Source organism: Ruegeria sp. BG6 (genome assembly GCF_056538465.1).
This window is the reverse complement of sequence record NZ_JBQFTB010000006.1, coordinates 163,607-182,943: the sequence shown is the minus strand read 5'-3', so window position 1 is coordinate 182,943 and position 19,337 is coordinate 163,607. Positions and strand designations below refer to the sequence as shown.

Sequence of the window (19,337 nt, the reverse complement as noted above, 5' to 3'; positions counted from 1 at the left end):
GGAAAGAGGGGAAAGCGGCAATTTCATCCCTGTTTCCGATCCCCCTTGAACCTTTTGGCGCGGTCCCTATAACGCAGGACAATTTGGGCACTCGGAGGGTGCCCTGACTCGCGGACAATCGAAGGAACCAGGCCATGCCCAGAAGAACCGACATCCAGTCGATCATGATCATCGGGGCCGGCCCCATTGTCATCGGACAGGCCTGCGAATTCGACTATTCGGGCGCACAGGCCTGCAAGGCGCTGCGGGAAGAAGGGTACCGGGTCATTCTGGTGAACTCGAACCCCGCTACGATCATGACCGATCCCGGTCTTGCGGATGCCACCTATATCGAACCGATCACGCCCGAAGTGGTTGCCAAGATCATCGAGAAAGAGCGCCCCGACGCCCTGCTGCCCACGATGGGCGGGCAGACCGGGTTGAACACTTCTCTCGCCTTGGAAGAAATGGGTGTGCTCGAGAAGTTCGGGGTCGAGATGATCGGTGCCAAGCGCAATGCCATCGAAATGGCCGAGGACCGCGCCCTGTTCCGCGAGGCGATGGACCGGCTGGGTCTTGAGAACCCCAAGGCGACAATCGTGACCGCACCCAAGCGCGAGAACGGCTCCACCGATCTGGATGCCGGCGTACAAATGGCGTTGGACGAACTGGAAGAAATCGGCTTGCCTGCGATCATCCGCCCCGCCTTTACACTGGGCGGAACCGGCGGTGGTGTCGCTTATAACCGCGAGGATTATATCCATTTTTGCCGCTCGGGCATGGATGCTTCGCCGGTGAACCAGATTCTCGTCGATGAAAGCCTGCTGGGTTGGAAGGAATACGAGATGGAGGTGGTGCGCGACACTGCCGACAACGCCATCATCGTCTGTTCCATCGAAAACGTGGACCCAATGGGCGTGCATACCGGTGACTCGATCACTGTGGCCCCAGCCCTGACGCTGACCGACAAGGAATACCAGATCATGCGCAACGGCTCGATCGCCGTGCTGCGCGAAATCGGAGTTGAGACTGGCGGATCGAACGTGCAGTGGGCGATCAACCCGGATGATGGCCGTATGGTCGTGATCGAGATGAACCCGCGTGTGTCGCGCTCGTCGGCACTGGCCTCGAAAGCGACTGGTTTCCCGATTGCGAAGATCGCGGCGAAACTGGCCGTGGGCTACACGCTGGACGAGTTGGACAATGACATCACCAAGGTCACGCCCGCGTCGTTCGAACCGACCATCGACTACGTCGTCACCAAAATCCCGAAATTCGCGTTTGAGAAATTTCCGGGCTCTGAACCCTACCTGACCACCGCGATGAAGTCGGTGGGTGAGGCGATGTCCATCGGCCGCACGATCCACGAATCGATGCAGAAGGCGCTGGCGTCGATGGAATCGGGCCTGACCGGATTTGACGAGATCGAAATTCCGGGGTTGAGCATCGGCCTGTGGGACGAGGTCGAAAGCGGCGACGACAAGGCGCACGTCATCAAGGCGATCAGTCAGCAGACGCCCGACCGCCTTCGCACCATCGCGCAGGCCATGCGCCACGGCCTGACCGATGACGAGATTTTCGGCGTCACCAAGTTTGACCCGTGGTTCCTGGCACGCATCCGCGAGATCATCGAGGCCGAGCGCACGGTCCGCAAAGACGGCCTGCCGGTAACCGAGGACGGCATCCGCAAGCTGAAAATGCTTGGCTTCACCGATGCGCGTCTGGGCAATCTGTCTGGCCGCGACGAAGCAAACGTCCGCCGCGCCCGCCGCAACCTGGGTGTGAATGCCGTGTTCAAACGTATCGACACCTGTGCCGCCGAATTCGAAGCGCAGACGCCCTATATGTACTCGACCTACGAAGCCCCGATGATGGGAGAGGTTGAATGCGAGGCGCGTCCGTCGGACCGCAAGAAGGTTGTCATCCTCGGTGGTGGCCCGAACCGGATCGGTCAGGGCATCGAATTCGACTATTGCTGCTGTCACGCCTGTTTCGCGCTGACCGAGGCTGGGTATGAGACCATCATGGTCAACTGCAACCCCGAGACCGTGTCGACCGACTATGACACCTCGGACCGCCTGTATTTCGAGCCGCTGACCTTTGAACACGTCATGGAAATCCTGACGAAGGAACAGGAAAACGGCACGCTGCACGGCGTCATCGTTCAATTCGGCGGTCAGACCCCGCTGAAACTGGCCAATGCGCTTGAGGCTGAAGGTATCCCGATCCTTGGCACCACACCGGACGCCATCGATCTGGCCGAAGACCGCGAACGGTTCCAGGCGCTGGTCAACGATCTGGGCCTGAAGCAGCCCAATAACGGCATCGCCTCGACCGGCGAACAGGCGCTTGAGATCGCCGAAAAGATCGGTTTCCCGCTGGTGATCCGCCCGTCCTACGTGTTGGGTGGCCGCGCGATGGAAATCGTGCGCGATATGGATCAGCTGAAACGCTATATCAACGAGGCCGTGGTTGTGTCTGGCGACAGCCCGGTTCTGCTGGACAGCTATCTGGCCGGTGCGGTCGAACTGGACGTGGATGCCCTGTGCGACGGCACTGACGTGCATGTGGCCGGCATTATGCAGCATATCGAGGAAGCAGGTGTGCATTCGGGCGACTCGGCCTGTTCGCTGCCGCCTTATTCGTTGTCGAAAGAGATCATCGGCCAGATCAAGGAACAGGCGTTCAAACTGGCAAAGGCGCTGAACGTCGTCGGCCTGATGAACGTGCAGTTCGCGATCAAGGACGACGAGATTTTCCTGATCGAGGTCAACCCGCGCGCCAGCCGCACGGTGCCGTTTGTCGCCAAAGCGACCGACAGTGCAATTGCCTCGATCGCGGCGCGGGTGATGGCGGGTGAAAAGCTTTCGAACTTCCCGATGCGTCCGGCCTACAAGACCGTGGACGACACCAAGATCGCCGATCAGATGACACTGGCCGACCCGAACATGCCGTGGTTTTCGGTTAAAGAGGCGGTGCTGCCCTTTGCCCGCTTCCCCGGCGTCGACACGATCCTAGGCCCCGAAATGCGCTCGACCGGGGAAGTGATGGGCTGGGACCGCAGCTTCCCGCGCGCCTTCCTGAAGGCGCAGATGGGCGCCGGGATGGTATTGCCGTCTTCGGGGCGCGCGTTCATCTCGATCAAGGACGCGGACAAGTGCCGGACGATGCTTGAAGCGGCGCAGGTGCTGGTGGCGCAGGGCTTTATGCTTGTCGCGACCCGGGGCACGCAAAGCTGGCTGGCTGAACAGGGCGTGCCCTGCGACGTGGTCAACAAGGTGTATGAAGGGCGCCCGGACGTGGTCGACATGCTGAAGGACGGTCAGGTTCAGTTGCTGATGAACACCACCGAAGGCGCGCAGGCGGTCGAGGACAGCAAGGCCATCCGCTCGATCGCGCTTTATGACAAGATCCCGTATTTCACCACAGCCGCTGCCAGCCATGCTGCCGCTCTGGCGATCAAGGCGCAGGCCGAGGGTGATGTCGAAGTCAGGTCGCTGCAGGGCTGACACGGTTCAGCGCCACAAAATGTCACGCGAAACCCTCGGAGCAATCCGGGGGTTTTTTCTGTCTCGGGCAGGTTTTCACATAGTAGGTAGGCCAGAGCAATCACGCCGGAGGTTACATCACCCGGCGTGTTCCCGCGCATTCCCTTAGGTCACCCAACCTTGATCTGCCCGCCTTGCATCGGCATTTTGTGCTGATCCAGACCAATCAGGACCGACCATGTATACGCCTGCCATCACCGGCTCCGGGGTTTTCACACCCGAAAATGTCATCACCAATGCCGAGCTTGTCGAAGCGTTCAACGCCTATGCCGACAAACAGAACGCCGCGAACGCGCAGGCCATCGCGGACGGGCGCATGGAGGCGATGCAGCATTCGTCGGAAGAGTTCATCCTGAAGGCGTCAGGGATCGAAAACCGTTATGTGATGGACAAATCCGGCGTTCTGGATCCGGACGTGATGCACCCGCTTCTGCGGCAGCGCGGCGATGATGAGCCGGGGATTATGACCGAAATGGCGGTGGATGCCTGCAAAAAGGCGATGGCGCAGGCCGGTCGCACGGCGGATGACATTGATCTGGTTATCTGCGCCGCCTCGAACCACGAGCGCGCTTATCCTGCCATTGCGATCGAGATACAGGAGGCGCTTGGTATCTCGGGCTTCGGGTTTGACATGAATGTCGCCTGTTCCTCGGCCACGTTCGGGATTCAGGCGGCTGCGGATATGGTCCGGTCGGGGTCTGTTCGGGCGGCGCTTGTGGTCAACCCCGAGATCTGCTCGGGCCATCTGGAATGGCGCGACCGCGATTGCCACTTCATTTTCGGCGATGTTGCAACCGCCACGCTGATCGAGCGGCAGGAGGATGCCACGGGCGCCCATTTTGAGATTCTCTCGACCCGCTGCGCCACGGCATTTTCCAACAACATCCGCAACAACAACGGCTTTTTGCGCCGCGCCCGACCGGCCGGGATGGAAGATCGGCGCGATATGCAGTTCATGCAGAACGGGCGCAAGGTGTTCAAGGAGGTGCTGCCGATGGTCAGCCAGCACATCACCGATCACATGGAGGCCGAGGGGCTGGGCAGTGACGATCTGAAACGGCTGTGGCTGCATCAGGCCAACAAGACCATGAACGATTTCATCGGCAAAAAGGTTCTGGGCCGCGTGCCCGATCCGGGTGAGCAGCCCAATATCCTGCAGGATTACGCTAACACCTCATCCGCCGGGTCGATCATTGCATTCTCGAAATACTCGGACGATCTGGAAGATGGCCAGATCGGCCTGATCTGTTCCTTCGGGGCCGGTTATTCGGTCGGGTCTGTGATTGTGAAGCGGAAAAGCTGACTTCACAATCATACGGGTAAGCGTCTGTTCACGAAAATCGCATCTCGGACCCGAGTTCCGGCGGTTCAGCTGACGCTTTCTTCTTCCAGATGCAGCTTCATTTCGATCAAAACCTGCTGCAACAGGCTGGTTTCTCTCAGCAGCCGCTTTGCTTCGTTCACGGTGATGATACCGTCTTCGATGGCAGCCTGGTATTCGGTCATCAGCATCGCAAAACGCTGACTTAAGGCGATGACGTCCGAGTTCACGCCGCCGGTGCGCGGGGAGTCGGAATTCCGGCCGTCATACGACAAAGTGATGTTATTGAGATCGGCCAGCGCAGAAGTAACGTGGGGAAAGCCTGCCACCGTCTCAAGCCTCGCTACGGCGTCCACCGGCATGAACCGGTCGCTGTGTTCGGCGTTGTCTGAATAGTACCGCCCAAGTGTCGCTTTGGACTTGCCCGTTATCTTACAGGCAGATTCGATTCCCACATCTTTGACCAGTGCTTCGGTATGCTTTTTCAGATAGGCCCCGATATCTGCCATTGTTTTACCTTTGTTACCTGTAATCACCCTTCAGCCGACCGCATTTGGGGGAAAGGGTGGGGAAATTTCCCATATTCGATTCATAATTGAAATGTCATATATTGGCTATCCCTCAGATATGCGGGGATTTTGTGAGTGAGTGGCGGCATTTCAAGCCGGTAATGAGTGATCGCGGAGCTGATTTTTGGCTCCGCTCTGTTTAGGCCATATGTTGGCCGACGGCGTCGTTGTTGTGGGCGCGCGGGTTCCATCCCCAGAGAGCATATGCTCGGCCCATGCAACCGCAACGGCGACGTCGCTTCCTCAATGCCATTGATGACTTGCCCCCTTGGTTCACCCGATTTAGACCCGGCCCATGGCAAAACTGTATTTCAACTATTCCACCATGAATGCGGGCAAATCGACCGTGTTGCTGCAGGCATCGCACAACTATCGCGAGCGGGGCATGGACACCTATCTGATGACCGCCGCGCTGGATGGACGGGCCGGTGTCGGTCGCATCGCTTCTCGCATCGGCATATCCGCCGAAGCGGATGTGTTCGCAACGGAAGACGACGTTTTTCAGATGATCCAAGATCGCCGGAACAAAGGCAAAATCGCCTGCGTCTTCGTCGATGAGGCGCAGTTTCTGACCGAGGATCAGGTATGGCAACTGGCCCGCGCGGTGGACGATCTGGATGTTCCCGTGCTGGCATATGGGTTGCGGGTCGATTTTCTGGGAAAGCTGTTCCCGGGCTCGGCCGCCCTACTGGCGTTGGCCGACGAGATGCGCGAGGTGCGCACCATCTGCAGATGCGGACGTAAGGCGACCATGGTGATCCGGCAGGACGAAAACGGCCAGGCCATCACCGAAGGCGCACAGGTGCAGATCGGCGGCAACGAAACCTATGTTTCGCTGTGCCGCAAACACTGGCGTCAGGCGGTGGGCGTCTAAACCGGGTTGAGCAACGGACGCCCCGCAATAAAGGCCGCGACATTGTCCAGCGCCATCTGCCCCATATCGGTACGCACCTCTTCGGTGGCGGTGCCAAGATGCGGCAACAATGTCACGTTTTCCATATCACGAAGGGCCTGAGGGACGGTCGGTTCGAATTCGTATACGTCCAGACCCGCGCCAGCGATTCGGCCTTCTTGCAGGGCCGCGATCAGGGCGGCCTCGTCCACAACCTCACCCCGCGCGATGTTGATCAGCAGGCCGGACGGCTTCATTGCCTCAAGAACCTGCGTGTTGACCAGATGCCTTGTTTCCGCGCCGCCGGGGACGGCAAGCACCAGGAAATCGACCGACGCTGCAAGGTCGGTCAGTTTGGGGATGTAGTCCGCGGGAAAATCGACGTCCTTTGGGCTGCGGGACTGATAGGCAACCTGCATACCGAACCCGAAATGACAGCGCCGTGCGATGGCCTGCCCGATACGGCCCATGCCCACGATGCCGACCCGCTTGCCGGTCACGTGGTGGCCCAGCATCTGGGTCGGGTGCCACCCCCGCCAGCCAGCCGAACGGACCAGCCGCTCACCCTCGCCCGCACGGCGAGCAGTGGATAGCAGAAGGGTCATGGCGATGTCAGCGGTGGCGTCCGTGACAGCGCCAGGCGTGTTGGTAACGGCGATACCTGCCGACCGTGCCGCATCCACGTCGATATGGTTGTAACCCACGCCGAAATTGGCCAGCAGCTTGCATCGCGGTGCGGGCACCTCACCGATGATCTGTGCCGAGAACTGATCGCCCAACGTCGGAACCACCAGATCGAACTCGGTCAAGGCACGATGCATTTCAGCGTGGTCAAGCGGCGTGGTTTCAGCCCTGATCTGGACGTCGAATTCGGCGCGGGCGCGGCTTTCGACGGCGGGTGTCATCGGTCGGGTGATCCAGAGCTTCATCAGTGCATCCGCCCACCCAGCGGGACCTTGCCGTCAGGGCCGATAAGAACGATTTCGCCGTTCTCGTCCGGCAGGCCAAGCACCAGAACTTCGGACATGAATCGTCCAATCTGGCGCGGCGGAAAGTTGATCACGGCCATCACCTGTTTGCCGACCAGCCCGGCCGGGTCGTAATGGGCCGTGACCTGAGCCGAGGTTTTGCGCTCGCCGATCTCGTCGCCGAAGTCGATCCACATCTTGATCGCGGGTTTGCGGGCCTCGGGATATGGTTCCGCGCGCACCACCTGACCCACGCGGATATCGACCTTGAGAAAGTCGTCGAAGGAAATCTCACTCACGCGACAGCTCCCTCGACCGATTGGTTGCAGCGCCGACGGCGCGGTGCAGAAGATCCGGGAACCCGGTTTCCTCGTGCATCAGAACCTCAAGCGCGGCCTGAGTTGTCCCGTTGGGCGAGGTGACATTGATGCGCAGTTGTGCAGGGTCTTCCTCGGCGGCCATGGCCAGCGCACCGGCCCCGGCCACGGTGGATTTGGCCAGCTTCATCGCCAGTTCGTGCGGCAGGCCATGCGCCTCGCCCGCCTTGGCGAGCGCTTCGATCAGGTGGAACACATAGGCCGGACCCGAACCGCTGAGGCCGGTTACGGCATCCATCTGGTCCTCACTCTCCAGCCGGACCGTCTGTCCGATGGCCGACAGCAGGGATTCGGCCAGATCCGCATCGGCGTCTGTGGCGTTGGCGTTGCCGATCAGCGCGGTAATGCCCTGGCGGATCGCGGCGGGCGTGTTTGGCATGGCGCGGATGATCGGGGTGCCCTGCCCCAGAACGTCCTCAAACGTGGCCAGAGAGGTTCCGGCTGCAACAGAGATGAACAGGCTGGTGCCACCGCCCAGCGCCTTGATCGCGGGCAGCGCGTCGCCCATCATCTGCGGTTTGACGGCAACAAGCACCACGGCGGGCGCTTCGGGCAACGGTGTGTTGATGTTCACGCCCTGCGCCTTGAGCCAGTCGGAAGGGTAAGGGTCGATAACCCAGACCGAAGATGCGGGAAGACCATGCTCAAGCCATCCGGCGAGCATGGCGGACCCCATCTTGCCACATCCCAAAAGCACAAGCCCCTGATCGGCGACGCGTGACATATCCATGATTGCCCCTCTCGTAACGTAACGATTCAGGGCAAAGCTTTACGCGCGGCCGTAGGCCTCTGCAATGGCGACCTGAATGGCCTCTTCCGGGGTACGGTTGCCCCACGTGACCAGTTGTATCGCCGGGTAATACCGCTCGGCGCTGAGAACGGCGGCGTTGATCATCGTATCGATCTGCTCGGCGCTGGCCATCTGGCCGCCCGCCAGCACCAGACCATAGCGGTAGACCATCAGTTTCTGGTTGGCCCAGTAGGTAAAGGCCCCCGCCCAGCACTGATCATTCATCTTGTTGAGCAGCTCGTAAAGCTGCATTTCCCGTTCGGCCGGCGGTTCCATTTCGAACGAACAGACCATTCGCAGTGTTTCGTCATAGTTGGACCAGGCCAGCGTGATCGAATAGGTCCGCCACTGGCCCTCGACGGCCATGGCAATCTGGTCATCGCCGATGCGGTCAAAATCCCAGTCGTGGTGTTCGGCCAGATGTTCAACAATATCAATCGGATGAAGGTCTTCTTCTAGAAACTGTTCGGAAAGGGCCATAATGCCACCTCGCTCCTTCTCTAGCATTTCGGGGCTGGCAGCGCCCCATTGCTAGTTGCCTGCTCTACAAGCCGGGCTTCCCCCTTGGGCCTGTACTAAATATGGTGCGATGTGGTTGATATTCTGACAACCCCCATTCTTGGGGATAACAGCAATAAGTTGTGGACAGCCTGCAACGGCATCCAAAATATTGGCACTTTGCCCAGCTTTTTCTTGATTAAATTCTGCGACGCGTCAAAATACACCGCATCGCACAACCCGTTAATTCGGATTGCGCGGCAAAAAATTTTGTCCTGAAAACTTGGTCAACGCGGCGCGAACGGAACGTTACTTGTCCAGTTTCGCCTCAAGCGCTGCTATCCGCGCTTCGAGCGCCGCATTTTCTTCGCGCGCTTTCTGGGCCATGGCACGGACGGCATCAAATTCTTCGCGGGTAACGAAATCACGGTCGGCCAGCCAGCGGTCGATCATCGACTTCATCGCATTTTCGGCCTCTTCCCGCGCGCCCTGCGCCACGCCCATCGCGTTGGTCATCAGCTGGGATACGTCGTCCAGGATTTTGTTGCGGGTTTGCATGTCTCTAACTCCGGTTTCGCGGTTGGTCCCTATATGGGTAAAGAATGAGCCGGACTCAAGGTTGACTTGCCCTGCAAAGCCCGGGCAATGAGACGCACATGCAGGCTATTCTGAATTTTCCCGATCTGTCGCCCGAATTGTTCTCGATCTCGCTGTTCGGGATGGAGTTCGCGCTGCGATGGTACGCACTGGCTTACATCGCCGGCATTCTGATCGCGTGGCGGATGGCGCTGTCCGCGTTGCGTCGCCCTGCCCTGTGGCCCGGCGAGGCGCCGCCTTTGCGCAAGGAGCAATTGGAGGATCTGGTCACTTGGATCATCCTTGGCGTCATTCTGGGCGGACGGCTGGGGTTCGTGCTGTTCTATCAGCCCGGATACTACCTGTCGCATCCGCTGGATATCCTGAAAGTCTGGCAAGGCGGCATGGCCTTTCACGGCGGATTGCTGGGCGTGGTTGTCGCCGTATATTTTTATGCAAGGCGGCATAATATACCGGCGCTGACTCTGGCCGATCTGATCGCCCACACCGTACCGCCGGGATTGTTGCTGGGGCGACTGGCCAATTTCATCAATGCGGAACTCTGGGGGCGGCCAAGCGATGCGCCATGGGCCGTGAACTTTCCCGGCATGGCCGCGCAGGACTGCCCTGGCGTTGTGACGGGCATGTGCGCGCGCCACCCTTCACAATTGTATGAGGCTGCACTTGAAGGCATCCTGCTTGGCGCGCTGTTGCTGTGGCTGGCCTATCGGCGCGGGGCGTTCCGCAAACCCGGTCTGATTATGGGCGTGTTTCTGGTCGGATACGGCGCATCCCGCTTTATAGTTGAGTTCTTCCGCCAGCCGGATGCGCAGTTTGTTTCTCCCGGCAACCCGTTGGGACTTGCATGGCATGTGGGCGGCTATGGACTGACGATGGGGCAGTTGTTGTCTCTGCCGATGATCGGTCTTGGCCTGTGGTTTGCCCTGCGCGCCCGGGCGGCGAAATGAACCTGACCGATCACCTGCTGGCACGGATCGGGCAGGACGGCCCGATGACGATTGCCGATTACATGAGCGAATGCCTGCTGCATCCTGATTTGGGATACTACACAACCCGCGACCCGCTTGGCGTGCAGGGCGATTTCATTACCGCCCCGGAAATCAGCCAGATGTTCGGAGAACTGATCGGCCTGTGTCTGGCGCAAGGCTGGTTGGATCAGGGCCGTCCCGCACGGATTACCCTTGTCGAGTTGGGCCCCGGTCGCGGAACCCTGATGTCGGACATCCTGCGCGCCACACGGGATATTCCCGGTTTTCACGATGCTGCGCAGGTCGTGTTGCTGGAGGCATCACCCACGTTGCGCGCCATCCAGCTTGAGACGCTGAAAGATCATGCGCCGGTCTGGATTGATACGATCGACATGTTGCCGGACCTTCCGATGTATCTTGTCGCCAATGAGTTCTTTGATGCCCTGCCGATCCGGCAATTCCTGCGGGATGGCGAGGGCTGGCGCGAGAGGCTGATCGGCGCGGATCACGGCGCGCTGAGCTTTGGTTTGGGACCGTCGGGGCCACAGCCCGCCCTGCACGCACGGCTGGAGGATACCCAGGACGCTGATCTGGTCGAACTTTGTGCCCCGGCCATTCCCTTCGTCAGCGAGATTTCCGGCCGCATTGCCGCAAATGGTGGCGTTGGCCTGATCGTGGATTATGGCGACTGGCGGTCGCTGGGCGACACGTTGCAGGCGCTGCGCGGGCATCAGCGGTCAGACGTGCTGACGGACCCGGGCCAGGCCGACCTGACGGCCCATGTTGATTTCGAACCCCTTGCAGCGGCCAGCCGGACAGCGGGCTGTGCCCATACACGCCTGACCCCACAGGGCGTTTTCCTTGAGCGGCTGGGCATAACGGCACGTGCGCAAAGACTGGCTCAATCATTAACCGGTCCGGCGCTGGATTCGCTGGTCTCGGCACATCGCCGGTTGACGCATCCCGAGGAAATGGGAAACCTGTTCAAAGTGCTGGGCCTCTATCCGGCAAACGCTTCTCCACCACCGGGACTGGAACCATGACGCTCGAGATTCTGACATCTGATCTTCTGTCCCCTGTCCGACATGGGTTTTTCAGCCGCCGCGGCGGGGCGTCATCCGGAATCTTCTCGGGGCTGAACTGCGGGTACGGGTCGTCTGACCAGACCGACGTCGTAACCGTGAACCGCAGCCGGGTGGCCGATGCGATGGCAGTTGCCCACGACGCGCTGATCGGTGTGCATCAGGTGCATTCCCCAACCGTCCTGACGGTCGATGCCCCGATTACCGGTGAGAAGCCAAAGGCGGACGCGGTTGTGACCGCAACGCCCGGGCTGGCCCTGACGATCCTGACGGCCGACTGCCAGCCAGTGCTGTTTGCTGATCCAAACGCAAATGTGATCGGGGCCGCACATGCTGGGTGGCGCGGTGCCCTGGATGGCGTGCTGGAAGCCACGTTGGAGGCCATGGTGGCCCTGGGCGCGCGCCGCGAAGACACCATTGCGGTGATCGGCCCCACGATCTCGCAACGCGCATATGAGGTCGGGCCGGAGTTTTTGGATGACTTTGCTGCGGACTCGCACGATAACATGCGGTTTTTCGCAAATGGGCAAGGCGATCGGCTTCATTTCGACCTGCCCGCCTTTGGCCTGCACCGGCTGCGGGCGGCGGGTATCGGGCAGGCGGAATGGACACGGCATTGCACCTATTCCGACCCCGAAAGGTTCTATTCCTACCGCCGGTCGACACACGCCAAAGAGGCGGACTACGGGCGCCTGATTTCCGCGATCAGATTGTAGCTTTAGGCAAGATTAAGGCAATTTTGCCGCTTTTCCGCCACATTTGTGGTGTTTATTCCAATCAGAATCGAACGGGAATTATTGTCCGCTGTCAAACAGTTATACGTTTTGACCTTTAATTGGCGCGGCAATGTTAACAAAAGGGAACCGCTTACCTTCAATTTGTCCTCAATTGATCCCGGATCAGCCTTATCGGTGCCGCAAATCAGCGTCACAAATGGTTCACACAAGGGAAAACGGGCCTAAGCCCCAATAATTGAGCAGGACAAAGTTATGAAGACGAGATCACGCTTTCTAAGCGCTGTTTTCGCGGCGATCAGGGACCAAAACCCTGACATGCCATGGAAGCGAGTTTCCAGCAGATCTGTCAGAGTTGCGCGCCGTCTGGCGGCGCGGCGCTGATCATGAAGGCCCGAGGAACCATGCTGCCGGTTCCAAGGGCTAATACGTGCAACGGGAGGGTGCTCCGGCCCGATGCACGAGCTGCCACGACCATACTGCGTGGCGCTGATACGGGGCGTGTGTGCGTGAACAATTTCAGTTTGCGGTTGTGTGAGTTTGTCTGGGGGGTCAATGTGTTGACCAAAGTTATGCGATATTGCGTCGCGACGCGCGGGAATTCCGACTGTCGTCCTGTGGTCTCTCGTTTCATTCAAGACAAAGAACGACACCGATCTGGTGGGTCTGCCCTAGGGTTCGGCCTGCATGACCGGTATTTAGAGGGGACGGAATAAATATGACTATTCCAAATTCATTGGCACGCGCCGCCAGAAATGCCGTCGAAACGTCGGCGATGCTGCGCGAAGCCCAACAACCGCCAGTAAAGGCAAAGGCGCAGCTACGGCGCTACGAGGTCAGCACGTTGCTGAAAAATGGTGAAGTTTCGCAAACCCGCCACATCGCACCGGCGCTGCCCATGTTCGAGGATGCGTTCTGCGCCTTCACGCGCGGTTCGCTGGTCGATACCGAACACGGACCGATTGCAATCGAAGATCTGACGCCGGGGGATACGGTCCTGACACAGGATGGCACCTCGGAAACCGTGCTGTGGAAAGGATCCGTCACGCTGATTCCAGGACGCGAAGATTCTCGCGGCCGGACGCGGCCATTGACCCGGATCATGGCCGACACGTTCGGGATGCAGAAACCGATGTCCGGTGTCATCGCCGGACCAGCGGCCCGGCTGCTGGGCTGCCCGGCCCATTTGCGCCACCTGCATGGCGGCGCACCGATTCTGGCACCGGTTCGGGAGTTCCAGGACGGAATGGGCGTTATCGAAACATTGCCGCCCACTCCGGTCGAACTGTTTCATATCTGCCTCAAACGGCATTCGGTGATAAGTGTTGATGGGTTATCTTTTGAGTCTTATCATCCAGGCGTTAATGCTGTTCGGATGATCAGCCACTCTTTGCGGTCGATCTATTTGAACCTGTTTGCTCATATCGAGTCACTCAACGATTTTGGCCCGCTGCTGATGCCGCGCGCCGGAGATGGAGAGGTGGACGCGATATCAGCGTGAAATGTTAACGATTACTGCATAGTGGGGGCATAATGCAGCTAATACTCAGTTGGATCTTATCTTTGGCGGTCGCCGCAATGCTGCCGCCGGTTACGGCACATCCAAAACGCGCGGGGGTTACGCCGTCCGGTTCATTCGTTCTTCCAGAACGTCGAAGGGCACGCCGGGCTCGTCTTTTGCGCCGCGGATGACAAGCGACGTCTTTACGCTGGCCACGTTCGGCGTGGTCAGCAACTCGCCTGTAAGAAACTGCTGAAAGCTGCTGAGATCTGGCGCAACGCATTTCAGGATGAAATCGACTTCGCCGTTCAGCATATGGCATTCGCGGACCAGTGGCCATTCCCGGCACCGATTTTCGAACGCGCTGAGTTCGGATTCGGCCTGGCTTTCGAGGCCGACCATGGCAAAGACCTGCACTTCGAACCCAAGTTCGCGGGCGTTGACGTCGGCGTGGTAGCCGTGGATCAGGCCTGATTCCTCGAGCGTACGCACCCGGCGCAGACACGGCGGGGCTGATATTCCCACGCGTTTGGCCAGTTCTACGTTGGTCATGCGACCGTCTGCCTGCAATTCCGCCAGAATTTTGCGGTCAATCTCATCCAGCCGTGTGGCGACCATGGAATGCTCCTGAATTTTCAGTTGTTATATCAGCGCCCAGCTAATGCGCAATATTATTTCACCGCCGCGCAATATTGTTTATTTGTAATGCAAATTTCATCGACATCGCCTGCCCCGCCTGCCGTACAGGAACCGTCAGGAAGGGGCTTTAAGCCCGATCAAGCGGTCGCTATATCCATCCTCAACGGGCAAAGCGCCCACATCAGGCAGATCGAGTTGGGGGTACCATGGCCGACACAAAACACACCAAGGTTCTGATCATCGGGTCGGGACCGGCCGGATACACGGCCGGCGTTTATGCGAGCCGGGCAATGCTGGAGCCGATCCTGGTACAGGGGATCGAGCCCGGCGGCCAGCTGACCACCACAACCGATGTCGAGAACTACCCCGGCTTTACCGAGGTGCAGGGCCCCGATCTGATGATCAAGATGCAGGAACATGCAGCGGCGATGGGCTGCGAGATCATCGGCGACATCATCAGCGATCTGGATATCAGCAAGCGCCCGTTCACCGCGAAGGGTGACAGCGGCACGGTTTATTCGGCAGACGCGGTCATTCTTGCCACTGGCGCCCGCGCCAAGTGGCTTGGCCTGCCCTCGGAAGACAAGTTCAAGGGCTTTGGCGTATCTGCCTGCGCCACCTGCGACGGGTTCTTCTATCGTGGACAGGAGATTGTGGTGATCGGTGGCGGCAATACCGCCGTCGAAGAGGCGCTGTTCCTGACCAATTTTGCCAGCAAGGTCACACTGATTCACCGCCGGGATGAATTGCGGGCAGAAAAGATCCTGCAGGATCGCCTGTTCAAAAACGAAAAGATCGAGGCGCTGTGGTTCCATGAACTGGACGAGGTGATCGGAACCGATGCTCCGCTGGGCGTGGAAGGCGTGCGCGTGAAGAACGTGAAAACTGGCGAGATCACGGAAATTCCATGCAAGGGCGTATTCGTGGCCATCGGCCACGCTCCGGCCAACGAACTGGTCAAGGACACGCTGGAAACCCATATGGGTGGCTATGTCGTGACCAAACCGGGGTCCAGCGAAACCTCGGTTCCCGGTGTTTTCGCTGCGGGTGACCTGACGGACCATATCTATCGCCAGGCCGTCACCAGCGCCGGAATGGGCTGCATGGCCGCACTGGACGCCGAGCGTTTCCTGGCCGAACAGGAATAAGCAATTGGCTGAATTCACCAGCGACGCCCGGTGAATTCAGTCGTTCGCCCGATGGCCGTCTTGACCGCCGCCCTACCCCGTATCAGACTTTGGGGGCACGAAAGGCCGTATATGGGTGGCATCTTTGAGTAACGTTCTGTGGCGCGGCGGATGGGCTACCCGTCTTCGGATCGGCAGCGGTCTTGTCCTGTTTAACTTTGCCTTCTTTCATTTCATCAACATTGGCCTGGGCCTGTTTCACACGGACTACCTGCATGGCATGCAGGATGGGCGTCAGGCTGTCACCCGGCACGATGCCGGGGCAATCCTTCTTTATTCGGCGCTGTTCACCCATGCCGGTCTGGCACTTTACTCCATTGCCCAGCGCAGAACCCTGCGCATGCCGTTCAGCACCGGATTACAGGTTGTTCTGGGGTTGCTGATCCCGCTGCAGCTGATCTCTCACATTGTTCATACACGGTATGCGCACGAGATTTTCGATGTGAATGACGAGATGGGCTATATCATCATCCTGATGTGGCCCAGCATCGCGATCTGGATGCAAAGCCTGTTGCTGTTGTTGGTCTGGATACATGGCTGCATCGGTTTGCATATGTGGCTGCGCCTGACCCGTTGGTGGTCACGGGCCGTGCCTTATCTGATTGGATTGGCCGTTTTCATCCCGACCTTTGCGCTTGCGGGGCTGCTGACCGAGGGGCGGCGGCTGTGGTTGGACTTCGCTGATGACGACCTGCGCGAGCAGTATATCGAGCACTACAACTGGCCCTCCCCCGAAGCTTTCCAGACCATGTTCGGTGTCAAGAACACCTCGCTAATGGTTTTCTGGGTGGCCCTTGGGGCGACGCTGCTGATCTATTTCGGGCGCAAGATGTGGCGGCGCAGGCATTCGGTGCGTGTCCGGTATGTGGACGGCCCCGAGGTAGTGGCGGAGAAAGGCATGACCCTGCTTGAGATTTCTCAGGCCAACGGCATCCCGCACACCGCATTGTGCGGCGGCAAGGGGCGTTGCACCACCTGCCGCGTGATTGTCGAGAAAGGCGCCGACGATCTTCCGTCCCCCAGTGCAGTCGAGGCACGCAGTCTGAACGCCGTAAACGCCCCGCAGGGCGCGCGCCTGGCCTGTCAGATTCGCCCGACCGAACCCGCAACCGTGTTCCGCATGTTCCGCCCTGAAGGCCGCCGCGGGCGCGCGCATGCCAGTCAGGGAAAAGAACGCCAGCTTGCCGTGCTGTTTCTGGACATGCGCGGGTTCACCGCGCGCACGACCGGCCAATTGCCGTATGACATCGTGTTCCTTCTGAACCGGTTCTTTGACGCGATCGTGCCGCCCATCACTTCCCAGGGCGGTGTTGTCGACAAGTACATGGGCGACGGGCTGCTGGCCGTGTTTGAAACACCGGATACCGCAAGCTCGGCCCGGGCCGGGCTGAAGGCGGCCGCCGAGATCAGCCAGGCGCTGCAGCAGTTCAACCGCCAGCTTGAGGGTGAAGGCGCCCCAGGTGTCAGGATCGGCATGGGGTTGCATCTGGGCGATCTGGTTTTGGGCGAGATCGGCGCTGCCGGTTCGGCTTCGCGTACCATTATCGGGGATGCCGTGAACGTGGCCAGCCGGTTGGAAGCCGAAACCAAGGCACTGGGTGCGGAACTGCTGGTGTCCGAGACGCTTTTGCAGGCGGCAGAGTTTGATTACAGCGTTTCAGACATCCACTTTTTCGAGTTGCGCGGCGTGAGCCACCCGGTGCCTGCCCTGACCGTCAAACGTGCATCGGAACTCGAGCTGAGCGTCGCAGCATAGGAACACATGCGCTGAAAGCGGCGGAATTGTTGCCAATTTGAAGAACCGTGATCGCAAATGCATTCCAAACATGGAAAATCCTTCCAATCCGGGAAAATTCGACGCATATCGTCCTTTGTTTCATGAAGGTATATGGACTCCGGGCTTGCATCGGGGCACATGCGCCGCGACGACAGGCAACACCACACTGTAATAAGAGTATTCTGATGACGATGTTAAGCAATCTGGCACCGATCCCTGAACTGTACGTATCCTATGACTCGGCCCAGAAACTGAAGGTCGAAGCCGCCGATCTGACAAGCTGGGACCTGAGCCCGCGCCAGATCTGCGATCTGGAGCTGCTGATGAATGGCGGGTTCAACCCGCTCAAGGGTTTCCTGTCCGAGGCCGACTACGACAACGTCGTGGAAAACATGCGCCTGGCTGACGGCACCCTGTGGCCGATGCCGATTACGCTGGATGTCAGCGAAGATTTTGCCGAGAACATCGAACTGGGTCAGGACATTGCCCTGCGCGACCAGGAAGGCGTCATTCTGGGCACCATGACCGTGACCGACCGTTGGACACCGGACAAGGCGCGTGAGGCCGAGAAAGTCTTTGGCGCGGACGACGACGCGCACCCGGCCGTGAACTATCTGCACAACGTGGCCGGCAAGGTATATCTGGGCGGCCCCGTGGTCGGCATTCAGCAACCGGTCCACTACGATTTCCGCGCCCGCCGCGACACCCCAAACGAGCTGCGCGCCTATTTCCGCAAGCTGGGCTGGCGCCGCATCGTGGCGTTCCAGACCCGCAACCCGCTGCACCGTGCGCATCAGGAACTGACCTTCCGCGCCGCCAAAGAGGCGCAGGCCAACCTGCTGATCCATCCGGTTGTCGGCATGACCAAGCCGGGTGATGTCGATCACTTTACCCGTGTCCGCTGCTACGAGGCGGTACTGGACAAGTATCCCGCATCCACCACATCGATGTCGCTGCTGAACCTGGCGATGCGCATGGCCGGCCCGCGCGAGGCGGTCTGGCACGGGCTTATCCGCGCCAACCACGGCTGCACCCATTTCATCGTGGGCCGCGACCATGCCGGCCCCGGCAAGAACAGCCAGGGCGAGGATTTCTATGGCCCCTACGACGCGCAGGATCTGTTCCGCCAGTTTCAGGACGAAATCGGCGTCGAGATGGTCGACTTCAAACACATGGTCTACGTTCAGGAGCGTGCTCAGTACGAGCCGAATGACGAGATCCTGGACAAGGACAAGGTCACGATCCTGAACATCTCGGGCACCGAACTGCGCCGCCGTCTGGCCGAAGGTCTGGAAATCCCCGAATGGTTCAGCTTCCCCGAAGTCGTTGCAGAACTGCGCAAGACCAAGCCGCCGCGCAGCCAGCAGGGATTTACGGTGTTCTTCACCGGTTTCTCGGGCTCGGGCAAATCCACTATCGCCAACGCGCTTATGGTTAAGCTGATGGAAATGGGCGGCCGCCCGGTGACTTTGCTGGACGGTGACATTGTGCGTAAAAACCTGTCATCGGAACTGGGCTTCTCGAAGGAACACCGCGACCTGAACATCCGCCGCATCGGCTATGTGGCGTCCGAAATCACCAAGAACGGAGGCATCGCTATCTGCGCGCCGATCGCGCCTTATGCCACAACCCGCCGCGCGGTTCGCGAGGAGATCGAACAGTTCGGCGCGTTCTGCGAGGTTCACGTGGCCACCACGATCGAGGAATGCGAGCGCCGCGACCGCAAGGGCCTGTACAAGCTGGCGCGGGAAGGCAAGATCAAGGAGTTCACCGGCATCTCGGACCCTTACGACGTACCGCAGAACCCGGAACTGCGCGTTGAAACCGAGAATGTCGAGGTCGACAACTGCGCCCACCAGGTACTGCTGAAACTGGAAAGCATGGGCCTGATTGCCGCGACCTGAGCCGGT

The 19,337-nt window shown here is 59.6% G+C and carries 17 protein-coding genes; 10 read left to right on the top strand and 7 right to left on the bottom strand.

All coding sequences use genetic code 11. From position 1 onward, the window contains the following. Positions 1-134 precede the first annotated feature (134 nt). On the top strand, positions 135-3,488 hold the full coding sequence (gene carB, locus ACR0JW_RS13025; protein ID WP_170680893.1) for a carbamoyl-phosphate synthase large subunit: 3,354 nt from the start codon (positions 135-137) through the stop codon (positions 3,486-3,488). A 217-nt stretch (positions 3,489-3,705) separates the two neighbouring features. Continuing rightward, positions 3,706-4,830 carry a beta-ketoacyl-ACP synthase III gene (locus tag ACR0JW_RS13020; RefSeq protein WP_170680895.1) on the top strand — a complete coding sequence of 375 codons (1,125 nt, stop codon included), beginning with the start codon at positions 3,706-3,708 and terminating at the stop codon, positions 4,828-4,830. Positions 4,831-4,895: 65 nt separating this feature from the next. On the opposite strand, the gene ACR0JW_RS13015 is transcribed toward ACR0JW_RS13020, so the two are convergent. Beyond that, positions 4,896-5,357 (bottom strand): hypothetical protein, encoded by a 462-nt coding sequence (locus ACR0JW_RS13015; RefSeq protein WP_170614729.1) that lies wholly within the window; start codon positions 5,355-5,357, stop codon positions 4,896-4,898. A gap of 355 nt (positions 5,358-5,712) precedes the next feature. Here ACR0JW_RS13015 and ACR0JW_RS13010 point away from each other — a divergent pair, with 355 nt between their 5' ends. After that, complete coding sequence (locus tag ACR0JW_RS13010; protein ID WP_170680897.1) at positions 5,713-6,291, top strand: thymidine kinase; 579 nt, start codon at positions 5,713-5,715, stop codon at positions 6,289-6,291. Here ACR0JW_RS13010 and ACR0JW_RS13005 read toward each other — a convergent pair. The 5 genes from ACR0JW_RS13005 to ACR0JW_RS12985 all read right to left on the bottom strand — a co-directional run bounded on the left by ACR0JW_RS13005 (position 6,288) and on the right by ACR0JW_RS12985 (position 9,500). Next, a complete protein-coding gene (locus ACR0JW_RS13005; protein ID WP_480714024.1) occupies positions 6,288-7,238 on the bottom strand; it encodes a 2-hydroxyacid dehydrogenase in 951 nt (316 codons plus the stop codon). The genes ACR0JW_RS13010 and ACR0JW_RS13005 overlap by 4 nt on opposite strands. Next, positions 7,238-7,576, bottom strand: a complete 339-nt coding sequence (locus tag ACR0JW_RS13000; RefSeq protein ID WP_170614732.1) for a tRNA-binding protein — start codon at positions 7,574-7,576, stop codon at positions 7,238-7,240. Before ACR0JW_RS13000 ends, ACR0JW_RS13005 begins: the two co-directional genes overlap by 1 nt. After that, a complete protein-coding gene (proC, locus tag ACR0JW_RS12995; protein ID WP_170614733.1) occupies positions 7,569-8,384 on the bottom strand; it encodes a pyrroline-5-carboxylate reductase in 816 nt (271 codons plus the stop codon). Before proC ends, ACR0JW_RS13000 begins: the two co-directional genes overlap by 8 nt. A 39-nt stretch (positions 8,385-8,423) precedes the next feature. Beyond that, positions 8,424-8,924 (bottom strand): type III secretion system chaperone family protein, encoded by a 501-nt coding sequence (locus ACR0JW_RS12990; RefSeq protein ID WP_170614734.1) that lies wholly within the window; start codon positions 8,922-8,924, stop codon positions 8,424-8,426. Between the two features lie 327 nt (positions 8,925-9,251). Then, the gene (locus tag ACR0JW_RS12985) at positions 9,252-9,500 is read right to left on the bottom strand and encodes an accessory factor UbiK family protein (protein WP_050604795.1); all 249 of its coding nucleotides are present in this window, start codon (positions 9,498-9,500) and stop codon (positions 9,252-9,254) included. 98 nt (positions 9,501-9,598) lie between these two features. On the opposite strand from ACR0JW_RS12985, the gene lgt reads away from it, so the two are divergent. The 4 genes from lgt to ACR0JW_RS12965 all read left to right on the top strand — a co-directional run bounded on the left by lgt (position 9,599) and on the right by ACR0JW_RS12965 (position 13,824). Beyond that, positions 9,599-10,486, top strand: coding sequence for a prolipoprotein diacylglyceryl transferase (gene lgt, locus ACR0JW_RS12980; RefSeq protein WP_170680901.1), 888 nt, complete (start codon positions 9,599-9,601; stop codon positions 10,484-10,486). Continuing rightward, positions 10,483-11,550, top strand: coding sequence for an SAM-dependent methyltransferase (locus ACR0JW_RS12975; RefSeq protein WP_170680903.1), 1,068 nt, complete (start codon positions 10,483-10,485; stop codon positions 11,548-11,550). The genes lgt and ACR0JW_RS12975 overlap by 4 nt, the downstream gene beginning before the upstream one ends. Next, positions 11,547-12,305, top strand: a complete 759-nt coding sequence (gene pgeF, locus ACR0JW_RS12970; protein ID WP_170680905.1) for a peptidoglycan editing factor PgeF — start codon at positions 11,547-11,549, stop codon at positions 12,303-12,305. Before ACR0JW_RS12975 ends, pgeF begins: the two co-directional genes overlap by 4 nt. Before the next feature lie 736 nt (positions 12,306-13,041). Continuing rightward, the gene (locus ACR0JW_RS12965; RefSeq protein ID WP_170680907.1) at positions 13,042-13,824 is read left to right on the top strand and encodes a Hint domain-containing protein; all 783 of its coding nucleotides are present in this window, start codon (positions 13,042-13,044) and stop codon (positions 13,822-13,824) included. Between the two features lie 117 nt (positions 13,825-13,941). On the opposite strand, the gene ACR0JW_RS12960 is transcribed toward ACR0JW_RS12965, so the two are convergent. Then, the gene (locus ACR0JW_RS12960; protein ID WP_170680909.1) at positions 13,942-14,442 is read right to left on the bottom strand and encodes an Lrp/AsnC family transcriptional regulator; all 501 of its coding nucleotides are present in this window, start codon (positions 14,440-14,442) and stop codon (positions 13,942-13,944) included. A gap of 227 nt (positions 14,443-14,669) precedes the next feature. Here ACR0JW_RS12960 and trxB point away from each other — a divergent pair, with 227 nt between their 5' ends. The 3 genes from trxB to ACR0JW_RS12945 all read left to right on the top strand — a co-directional run bounded on the left by trxB (position 14,670) and on the right by ACR0JW_RS12945 (position 19,331). Further along, complete coding sequence (trxB, locus tag ACR0JW_RS12955; RefSeq protein WP_170680911.1) at positions 14,670-15,611, top strand: thioredoxin-disulfide reductase; 942 nt, start codon at positions 14,670-14,672, stop codon at positions 15,609-15,611. A gap of 124 nt (positions 15,612-15,735) precedes the next feature. Continuing rightward, positions 15,736-17,406, top strand: coding sequence for an adenylate/guanylate cyclase domain-containing protein (locus tag ACR0JW_RS12950; protein ID WP_480714023.1), 1,671 nt, complete (start codon positions 15,736-15,738; stop codon positions 17,404-17,406). Between the two features lie 206 nt (positions 17,407-17,612). Next, positions 17,613-19,331 carry a bifunctional sulfate adenylyltransferase/adenylylsulfate kinase gene (locus ACR0JW_RS12945; protein ID WP_170807918.1) on the top strand — a complete coding sequence of 573 codons (1,719 nt, stop codon included), beginning with the start codon at positions 17,613-17,615 and terminating at the stop codon, positions 19,329-19,331. The last annotated feature ends 6 nt before the right edge of the window (positions 19,332-19,337 follow it).

What these genes read in the sequence shown, in the direction of transcription:
- carB (WP_170680893.1), top strand. Translation starts at nt 135, where the DNA reads ATGCCCAGAAGAACCGACATCCAGTCGATCATGATCATCGGGGCCGGC.
- ACR0JW_RS13020 (WP_170680895.1), top strand. Translation starts at nt 3,706, where the DNA reads ATGTATACGCCTGCCATCACCGGCTCCGGGGTTTTCACACCCGAAAAT.
- ACR0JW_RS13015 (WP_170614729.1), bottom strand. Translation starts at nt 5,357, where the DNA reads ATGGCAGATATCGGGGCCTATCTGAAAAAGCATACCGAAGCACTGGTC.
- ACR0JW_RS13010 (WP_170680897.1), top strand. Translation starts at nt 5,713, where the DNA reads ATGGCAAAACTGTATTTCAACTATTCCACCATGAATGCGGGCAAATCG.
- ACR0JW_RS13005 (WP_480714024.1), bottom strand. Translation starts at nt 7,238, where the DNA reads ATGAAGCTCTGGATCACCCGACCGATGACACCCGCCGTCGAAAGCCGC.
- proC (WP_170614733.1), bottom strand. Translation starts at nt 8,384, where the DNA reads ATGGATATGTCACGCGTCGCCGATCAGGGGCTTGTGCTTTTGGGATGT.
- ACR0JW_RS12990 (WP_170614734.1), bottom strand. Translation starts at nt 8,924, where the DNA reads ATGGCCCTTTCCGAACAGTTTCTAGAAGAAGACCTTCATCCGATTGAT.
- ACR0JW_RS12985 (WP_050604795.1), bottom strand. Translation starts at nt 9,500, where the DNA reads ATGCAAACCCGCAACAAAATCCTGGACGACGTATCCCAGCTGATGACC.
- lgt (WP_170680901.1), top strand. Translation starts at nt 9,599, where the DNA reads ATGCAGGCTATTCTGAATTTTCCCGATCTGTCGCCCGAATTGTTCTCG.
- ACR0JW_RS12975 (WP_170680903.1), top strand. Translation starts at nt 10,483, where the DNA reads ATGAACCTGACCGATCACCTGCTGGCACGGATCGGGCAGGACGGCCCG.
- pgeF (WP_170680905.1), top strand. Translation starts at nt 11,547, where the DNA reads ATGACGCTCGAGATTCTGACATCTGATCTTCTGTCCCCTGTCCGACAT.
- ACR0JW_RS12965 (WP_170680907.1), top strand. Translation starts at nt 13,042, where the DNA reads ATGACTATTCCAAATTCATTGGCACGCGCCGCCAGAAATGCCGTCGAA.
- ACR0JW_RS12960 (WP_170680909.1), bottom strand. Translation starts at nt 14,442, where the DNA reads ATGGTCGCCACACGGCTGGATGAGATTGACCGCAAAATTCTGGCGGAA.
- trxB (WP_170680911.1), top strand. Translation starts at nt 14,670, where the DNA reads ATGGCCGACACAAAACACACCAAGGTTCTGATCATCGGGTCGGGACCG.
- ACR0JW_RS12945 (WP_170807918.1), top strand. Translation starts at nt 17,613, where the DNA reads ATGACGATGTTAAGCAATCTGGCACCGATCCCTGAACTGTACGTATCC.